General features: G+C 47.0%; 8 protein-coding genes. 3 read left to right on the top strand and 5 right to left on the bottom strand.

What is annotated here, in order from left to right; genetic code table 11:
- From H6F80_RS27875 to H6F80_RS27895, 5 genes are all read right to left on the bottom strand, one after another.
- A partial coding sequence (locus tag H6F80_RS27875) for a DUF3987 domain-containing protein (protein ID WP_190794776.1) occupies window positions 1-2,984 on the bottom strand: 2,984 nt, incomplete at its 3' end.
- A gap of 45 nt (window positions 2,985-3,029) precedes the next feature.
- Window positions 3,030-4,481: a site-specific integrase gene (locus tag H6F80_RS27880; RefSeq protein ID WP_190794777.1), complete on the bottom strand. Its 1,452-nt coding sequence runs from the start codon at window positions 4,479-4,481 to the stop codon at window positions 3,030-3,032.
- A 13-nt stretch (window positions 4,482-4,494) separates the two neighbouring features.
- The gene (locus tag H6F80_RS27885; protein WP_190794778.1) at window positions 4,495-5,319 is read right to left on the bottom strand and encodes a hypothetical protein; all 825 of its coding nucleotides are present in this window, start codon (window positions 5,317-5,319) and stop codon (window positions 4,495-4,497) included.
- Between the two features lie 366 nt (window positions 5,320-5,685).
- Complete coding sequence (locus H6F80_RS27890; protein ID WP_190794779.1) at window positions 5,686-5,883, bottom strand: hypothetical protein; 198 nt, start codon at window positions 5,881-5,883, stop codon at window positions 5,686-5,688.
- Window positions 5,884-5,917: 34 nt separating this feature from the next.
- On the bottom strand, window positions 5,918-6,208 hold the full coding sequence (locus H6F80_RS27895; protein ID WP_242067615.1) for a hypothetical protein: 291 nt from the start codon (window positions 6,206-6,208) through the stop codon (window positions 5,918-5,920).
- A 405-nt stretch (window positions 6,209-6,613) separates the two neighbouring features.
- Between H6F80_RS27895 and H6F80_RS27900 the strand changes: the two genes are divergently transcribed.
- The 3 genes from H6F80_RS27900 to H6F80_RS27910 are packed head-to-tail and all read left to right on the top strand — an operon-like array spanning window position 6,614 to window position 7,843.
- Complete coding sequence (locus H6F80_RS27900) at window positions 6,614-7,027, top strand: hypothetical protein (protein WP_190794780.1); 414 nt, start codon at window positions 6,614-6,616, stop codon at window positions 7,025-7,027.
- A gap of 41 nt (window positions 7,028-7,068) precedes the next feature.
- Window positions 7,069-7,260 carry a hypothetical protein gene (locus H6F80_RS27905; RefSeq protein ID WP_190794781.1) on the top strand — a complete coding sequence of 64 codons (192 nt, stop codon included), beginning with the start codon at window positions 7,069-7,071 and terminating at the stop codon, window positions 7,258-7,260.
- On the top strand, window positions 7,241-7,843 hold the full coding sequence (locus H6F80_RS27910; RefSeq protein ID WP_190794782.1) for a Uma2 family endonuclease: 603 nt from the start codon (window positions 7,241-7,243) through the stop codon (window positions 7,841-7,843). The genes H6F80_RS27905 and H6F80_RS27910 overlap by 20 nt, the downstream gene beginning before the upstream one ends.
- Window positions 7,844-8,193: the final 350 nt, after the last annotated feature.

The following is an 8,193-nucleotide window of genomic DNA, read 5'->3' on the forward strand; positions in this document are numbered from 1 at the left end:
AGTGGAAAAACGCGACGACCTAATGTTTCACACTCTACAGCAACCTTTTGCTCCTGAATTGTTTTTGCAGTCCAGACTGCCTTCAATTCATCAAATGGACGGCTATTGCCCTCACCTGTCAAAACAACGCGATCGCCAACTTGAATCTTAGCCTCAGTAACTGGGTAACAAATTCGAGCAGACTCCTTGCCAGGAGCGGCATTCACGTTGGTAACAATGCTGGTAACAGCGGGTAACAATTTAGGTAACAACTCTACTGAAGATCCAGTGGAGTTCCTGCTGTCATTGGTTTTGAACGAATCGTGATCTGTAGTAACACTGGCACTGAAGCTCTGGTGGAGAATGCTGTTGTTACTAGGCTCAACCGACAGCTCGTCAGAAATTTCAAGAGTGTTGTTGTCAGTTGTTACTGGGCTGTTACCACTGATGTTACCAGGAACGATGATAGATGGAGCAAGGCTTTGAGCATGATTGTTACCCATGTTACTGGCATTTCCCTCAATCCGAATCTCGTATTCTCTGCCAGTTTTACCGTTATCGATTGCGTAACCCATATCGACAACCCGCTTCATGAACGCTCTTGCCTGGTCAGCCGTGGGTTTTGGCTTCCCAGACCACCAATGGATCACATTCCTTGCTGTAATCCAATCACGATCTCTGAACTTTTCGATGAAGCGCACAATTTTAGATGTGTCCTCATGCAAAACGACACCCGCATCGGCATAGATGAGTCGAGTCTGCTCAATTGACCATTGTGTGAAGGCGATCGCAGCTGCCAGTAGGTCTGCAGGAATAACCCGATCTGGCACTCGACCTTCAACCACAGCATTCATGCAGTGAACAACAAGCGCAATTCTAGCAGCTCTCTCCTTGCTCTTTGGATAAATTGCTCTCAAAGACGAATTGGGCTCACTCACTTTATGTTTTTCACACCAGACATGCCAGTCATGCCAGATTGCTTGTCCTCGTTGGTCAAATTTATAGATTTCAGGAGTCAAAGCCCCCAGTCCTTCATAAAGACTTCGCAATAGCTGAAAGAGGTCACACCTTACCCCCTCGCCTGGAGGCGGCATTTCCGTGAGCGGTAACGGAATCCAAAGAAATCTAGCCCAAAAACCATCAACTTCATCTAAGTCCCGCATCAGCTTCTGCAGCACTATAGGTTGAATCGTTCCGGTTAGGCTAATCGAGGTCTGGGCTAAGGAAATTCGATTTCCTGACTTGCGGTTAACTTTGATCGCTCCACCGTTATAAACTGTCAAGAACTTTTGGCGATCATTGCCTCGCCCACCAGAACGATACTGATTGAAGCCGTTAAAGAGGCCTGCGAGCTCATCGCTCGAAATCACGATTCCGAGTTGAGGCTGAAGACCCAAGCAAGACGCAATTGCTTCTAGAGTCGTGTCTTGCAGATAATACTCTCGTTGAACAGGTGGAGTCGGCTTTTGACCCCGATTCCCTTTTGGGGCATTTTGCCAGGTTTCCAATGCTTCTTCGTACTGAGCTAACTCAAGCTGGTAAAATTCATCTGCCTGAGCCTGCAAATTTGCCAGAGGTCTGAATAAGCTGTCTAAAATCGGCGATTTATTGGCTCCAGACTCTCCTACGAGCCCCGTCCATAGAATTGGGGGACAACGATAATCTGAAGCTGAACTAATCTCTAGCTCAGTACCAATCTTCAGAGAAGCCGCACAAATTGGTAAAAGAATCCCCACAAACGCTTCCAGAGGAACGTTGAACTGTTTTGCTCGATGCGTCAGTGGAGTTGTGAGATGAGGAGAGAGCAGCCCTTGAAGTGGAGCAGATTGCTCAGTCAGGTTGACTAAGCTTTGAACTTCCTGAGCCAGTTCCTTAAAGTCTTCGTCCAACTCAAAGGCAGATGGCTGTGCTGTATGGAGGACACTGTTACTCTGGTTCGCAGTTATCGTAGGGCGATCGTCCCGGCTCCCTTCAAACGGCGATCGCCAACCGTGCTGTTTTGCCAAAGCACCCAATGTCCCCAGGCCAATGCCTTTGGCAGGCTTAAAAGACTTCCACTTCGTCTCGCAGACGCCTGGTTCGTAGTTGCTAGCCCCCCTACTCCAGGTATCCCAATCAGCCAATAGATCTTCACCGACTGAATGCAGTGCCATACCGACCTGAAGCCAGGTGTCGTAGTCCTCAGCAGGAGGAATCGCAGCTAGATAGGAAAGTGCCCAATCCCGATCAGTCCAGGTATGGGAATCTGATCGATTGCTGAATTCCGCTGGAGCAGGCTTGTGTAGAGGAATAGCCTCTAACATTTTCTCAATCATCCACTTCGGAGCCTCCGCCACCTCACATTCTTGAGGGGACTGCCCTGCCAACCAATGATAGGAGCCAGTAGTCGGATGGTATCCCGCCATAACAGACTGGCTTCCATCCCATCGAAACTCCAGTTGTTCGGGCTTGCCATCTTCGCCCTTGGTGCCAGTGAAGATTTTCCTATTAGAGAGCACGCCCCAGAACTGCTCAGGAACCTTGTAGATCATCTGATAACGTCCTTCTCGACCAGACGTTACGGCTACCGTTTTCGGCAGTGCCTCAGTGACAGACTGACCTGAAAGCTCTTCAATGAGAGGGTCACAGCTTGCGCCATCGTGATCAACAAACAGGAGACCTCCTGACGGGGTGCCGCAAAGGACTCCAACTGCCGACCACCAAGCAACTGGCGGGTGAAAGGCTTCCCTCTCTTTGGGGTGAACCAAAAGCGATTCAAATTCTCCCGTTTGAACTGCCTTCTCAAAGTCCGCTTGAGTCAAAGGCAACTTTGTCCAATCTTTTCCCAAAGGTGCTTTGTTGGCTCCTACAGCAACCAGTGCCCATGCTTCAGGCAGCGTCTTCACTGCTTCTAAGAGTTGCTGAGGCGTAGGTTTGGGATTGCTGCTAGGATAGTTACCAGAAAATGTTTTTTCAGAGCGATCGCTGCTTGCAACGGCGATCGTTTTTGTGTTCGTTTCATTCATCATGCATCTCCTCCGCCGTTTTTCGACGGATTATCAGAATTCAAATTAAGGTTGCTTGAGCATTGCAAGAAGCCGTTGGCGCTCCCCAGGTGATAACTGTCGAATCTGTTGAGCGATTTCTTCAACGGTGAGCGATCGACCGCCCATGAGGTTGGCTACAGGCTCGCCCATTGCCAACTTCAAGACCAATTCTTGAGCGGGGGCAACCTTCTCAAACTGAGGGCGGCGATCATAGATTTCGGTCTGCATCTTCGTGCTGTGATGCATAGCATTTGCCAAACTTTTCATTACCTCATCGGAAGCACCATGGCGCTTCAAGTAAGTGATGAGCATGTGCCGGATCAAGTGAGAGGTTGTGAGTTTGCCAGTTAGGCGGTGGGTGGTGCGTCTAATGATGTTAGAAAGATCAGATGCTTTCTTATACGGCTTGCCATTCTCCTGAGTGAAGACGAAGTTGTGACTGGGAGAGAATTGATCTCGCCATTGATCCAACCAAGCCTCAAGATGGGGATATAGGATGTCAGGTACCATCAACCACTGTTCACCGTAGGTCTTCCCCGTCTTGTAGTCAGTCTTCATCAGGTGAAAATACCACTTCCCATCCTCCCTAGCCTCAAAGATTTCATTCTGATCAAGAAGACCTTTGACAAGCGTTTTGCCAACTTCTAGGTCGCGCAAGGTTCGCTGTCGATCGGGCGGCATATACCCTAACAAAGCGAACACTAAATAACGCTGAACACTACGAGCAACTGCTGTGGCTGATCGCTCCAAGCCATAACTATAGGTAAGGCGGCATTCCTCCTCTAAATGATGAACACACTTGAGAAACTCGGGCCAATCCAGCCACTTAAGAGACTCATCAGCAGCAGGAGGTACATTCTTAGCCCGCTCCTTTGCTTCTTTGAGTTCCTGACGCAGCATCAAAATAACGGGAATATCGCCATAATTTTTTGCTTTTAAGGAATCGGTCTCCTGAAAGTACTGAAATTTAGCGACAACCAAGAGCACCTCAACCACACCTTTCTCGGTTGAAGGATGAATCTGCCGTTCTTTTCGCAACCACTTCAAAATCGTTGTCAGGGTTTCCTGAGTTTGTTCTGCCGCTTCAAGAGCTGCCTGCTCAATTAGCCGGGCTTCATCATAGGTTCTAGCTCGACGCAAAGCTGTTTTACAGGGAGCGAAGCTAACTAGATGGTCTAGGTTTAACTCCTCGGCGGAAAGCTTTTTCAGCTTCTTCACTGCTCCCAGCAATCGATAAAGCATTGCCATACGTGGCATCGCTGTCTCAAGGCTGACCTTATTTCTGAAGCAATTGATATCAGAATGACGATTAACCATTGCATCGAGCAGGTTATCAAGCGCTTCACGTAAAGCAGAACTCATGTCTTCTGTGCCGAGAGCATAAGCTTCCTGACGAGTGCGAGTTGTTGTCCTAGGATATTGAACCAACTTCAATTGGTTTCGCAACTGCACCAAAGCGTCGATCGCCAGGTTCATTGATCTATCTTCTTTAGATGTTCTTTGTGTAGTCATAGTGGATGTATTCAGCGACATAAAAGAAAGCTTGCAGAGCAAATCTCAAAGTTGATTCCTTTCCCCCTAAATTGGTACGCATCCATTCGAGGTATTCTTCAGCTAACGCAACGACCTCCTTCGCTGCATCCCAATTGTGGATAGATGCAACTGGCACAATGTTGGTAAGGCTGAGGTCAGTTAACGCAACCCCTTTAACTCGATGCATCCAGCCAAGGACACCCAAGACTTCCCTGCGGTACCGAATACACGAACTGTCGTTGAGATAGGGTTGTCGTTGGGTTACTAAGTAGGTAGAAAAACTGCCTAGCTGCTGGCTCAAGTCCGACGAAATTTCTTGAGGCTTCAACTTATGCCAGTGCTCAACTCGTTTTTTGAAGATGAGCATTGTAGGGGTTCTGCTATCGGAAGAAGTTTCAACAGACTGTTTCCACCAGTCCTGCGATCGCCCCCAATCCAGCATTTGTTTCAATGCAGAACGATAAACTCTTCGACTGGCAGAAGAGACACGATCGCCAAATTTATCAAAGACCTGTTCCTGCGCCTCTGAAAGGTAAACAGCCTGATTAATAGAAATCTCCTCCATGAATTTCAATCCCTCATTCATTTCAGAGAATGACAAATTGCCATTCAACTTGAGGGGAAACCCATAATAAGGCAATGTATAACGAAAAAGACCAGTTTGTGTTTTAGCGATGATAGACTTCGCCTTCTCCTCTTCAAACTGGTATTCTATCCAGGCTTTGTAAAGCCTATAAAAATCAGCTAAAGTGACTACCTTTCTAAGATTTAGAATTCCCATTCTTAGCACCTTCTCTCTGAATATTTACCACAATTTTGAGTTTTTGAAAAGAAAAATAGAAGTTTTTATTACAACAGAATTAAGCAGTTCCCAGGGCAGGTTTGTAGTAATTTTACTCGGGTATTTCTGTAATAAAAATGAGCGAAATTGGCTTCACGCAAGGGTTCTACTAGTTATTGGAAAACGGTCAGTGTAATAAAGATTGAAATAAAGCCTTATTACGCAATTTCCTAAATAAGAGCTAAGCTTTTTAGGCAAGCTATATTAGCTCTTATTGAACTAAACAAGAAATATTTTGAGCCAGAATAAAGCTGGAAACAAAACCTGGCTTTACTGGTTAAACAGGGCATGGAAGATATACCGTTATTACTTGTTATCTAGCTCGATACTGATTAAGCCACGAGCAATTCGCTCAACCAATTCCGATTTAGAAAGATTCATAGTCTTTGCTAATTCTTCGAGTTGAGTAATCGCTGTAGGAGTTAGCGCAAGGCAGGCAGGTTTTTTTACCTCCGAGTACATCTCTGGTCTACCTCTGGTGCTTTTCATACCTTTTTTAGCCATTGTGAAAAGTCTCCATGGATTGCTTGAATTAGGTTTACTTGCGCTTAGTCTTTTCCTGATGAGATGGCAGCAAGGAGTGACAATACTCGATCGCTTTATTGTGTTCCTGCGGAAAATGTTGATTCTGAATTCGATCGAGAACCAGCGGGACACAATACCTGATCGTTCTCTGATTCAGACGTATCCAGTGGATGTTTTCGACAAGGAATCCACTCAGGCGATACTTTTTGAGCGTCTCTGGAGACAGCCCCGTCAAGCTAGACATCTCCCATTTGTCTGTAAACCGAAACTGATTCGTACTAGAAGCTGAAACTGTGCGGGTCATTCCTGAGAATCCTTGCAGAAAGCAAGAGACCGCCAATGCGATTGTTTTCGCGTTGGCGGTCTCCTTTGACGGTTAACCGATATTCTTGATAATTCTTTGGGAAAAGCTTGCGCAGATTTTTGCAGCCCTTCCTTCTTTATCTAAGAGAACATATAAAAAGGACTGCGTCAAGCATTTTTGTTTCTTTCTAGGTAGATTTGGACATCGATCGAGATAGTGATGTCTCAACCAGGTTCTTGAGAATAGCTACTCATAACCTTATGAGCCTTTATGGATTCACCTAGATGTGTCACGGGCAGCTAGGGCATTGCGTGTACAGCAGTTTTCATCTCACTGAGAAGGTGCCGGAGCTTGGGTCCCGCACCCCCTCCTTTACAATGGGGTGAGACTACCTACGTTGATGCAATGGTTCTCCTGGAGTGGTTGTTGCGACTGTTTGGTGTTTTTTGGATTCTGGGTGGACTCCTCACCCTGCAACAGGCACGGCAGTCCAATTTCTTTGATACAGCGCTGGAAAAAATCACGCAGAAACCAGAAGATCGACTGGTGACTCGATTTCTCTGGATTGTGGGCAGCTTTACCCTATGCAGTGGGTTGGGGTTAGCGTTGGCCAGCCGTTGGGCACTCCTGCCTCTGGCCCTGCTGCTGGTGGTGCAGGGCGTCTATTTCGCGACCCAATCCCGCCGCTTCGATCGCGCCCAAGACGCTGAGGCTAGGGAAGATGCCCAGATTTCCTCAACGACCCGCAATGCCTTCGGCGTATCGCTGGGAGTGGCGCTCGTTGCCATCATCGCCGTGAAGCTGGGTATTTTGCGATAGGAATATAGCTGATTGACTGACAAATCTCTCCAGTTTTTTGGGTGCGCCGTACGCTGCCACCGGGTTTGAGCCAATTATGTCCAATTGTGCCAGGCAGTCAGGTTCAAGTGTGTACCGATGAGGATATCACTACGGGTGGGTTGAGAAGACGGATCAAGAAACCTCAAGACAAGATTAATCTGCATCTGGGAGCCAAGCCAAAAGGAGATGAAGATGACCTACACACCCTCTAAGATCCTTTCCTTTGAGGATTTTCTAAGCCAGTACGGGGATGACCCACGCTATGAACTAATCGATGGTGAACTGCGCGATATGGAACCAACTGGACCTCACGAATCCACTTCAGGAAAACTGGCAGGGAGGTTATTCGCTGAGATCTTGCGTTTGAACTTGAGATGGACAATTCCCAAAAACTGCTTGATTCGCCCTCCTGGGACTGAAGCGACAGCCCTCCGTCCTGATGTCATTGTGCTGGATGAGGCTGAGTTGGCTCAAGAACCGCTTTGGGAGAAACAGCCGGTTTTAACCAGTGGTAAAGCGATTCGGTTAGTGGCGGAGGTCGTGAGTACCAACTGGCAGGATGACTATGCCCGCAAGGTGGAAGACTATGCAATGTTGGGCATTCCAGAGTATTGGATTGTCGATTTTCGGGGTTTGGGGGGAATTGCCTTTATCGGAAAGCCAAAACAACCTACGTTTACTATTTGCCAATTGGCAAGTGGGGAATATGCTCAACAGAAGTATCGAATGGGAGAGGCGATCGCTTCCCCTCTTTTCCCTGAGCTAAATCTGAGATTGAATGACATCATGCCCTAATCCTTGCCTCTGTTGATACTTCGACTCTCTACCCTTTAAAACTACGACGATCGCACAACTTATTGTGGAGAAGCTAGATACTCCACAATAAGATAAACAGCAAGAAGTACTTAATTTTGTTGAATTTTTGCGAAGTAGAATCAGTAGTTCGGAAACCCTTAAGATGGCTCACTCTCCAAAATCTGCCTTGGAAGCAGCTAGAGACTTGGTTGGATGCTTGGAAGGGGGACCAACTGATCTATCAATAAACAAGGCATATTGCCAGGGCTTTGGAGAAGAATGAAGCAACAAGTGATTTTAGACACAGAACCGCTAGTTGCCTTACTTGTTTAGATTTGCACAACTTCTCA

Source organism: Leptolyngbya sp. FACHB-711, assembly GCF_014695615.1.
Lineage (GTDB): Bacteria > Cyanobacteriota > Cyanobacteriia > Elainellales > Elainellaceae > Leptolyngbya_A.

Excerpts from the sequence above, each read along its gene's own strand:
- H6F80_RS27880 (WP_190794777.1), bottom strand. The coding sequence starts at position 4,481 with ATGAACCTGGCGATCGACGCTTTGGTGCAGTTGCGAAACCAATTGAAG.
- H6F80_RS27885 (WP_190794778.1), bottom strand. The coding sequence starts at position 5,319 with ATGGGAATTCTAAATCTTAGAAAGGTAGTCACTTTAGCTGATTTTTAT.
- H6F80_RS27890 (WP_190794779.1), bottom strand. The coding sequence starts at position 5,883 with ATGGCTAAAAAAGGTATGAAAAGCACCAGAGGTAGACCAGAGATGTAC.
- H6F80_RS27910 (WP_190794782.1), top strand. The coding sequence starts at position 7,241 with ATGACCTACACACCCTCTAAGATCCTTTCCTTTGAGGATTTTCTAAGC.
- H6F80_RS27900 (WP_190794780.1), top strand. The coding sequence starts at position 6,614 with ATGGTTCTCCTGGAGTGGTTGTTGCGACTGTTTGGTGTTTTTTGGATT.
- H6F80_RS27895 (WP_242067615.1), bottom strand. The coding sequence starts at position 6,208 with ATGACCCGCACAGTTTCAGCTTCTAGTACGAATCAGTTTCGGTTTACA.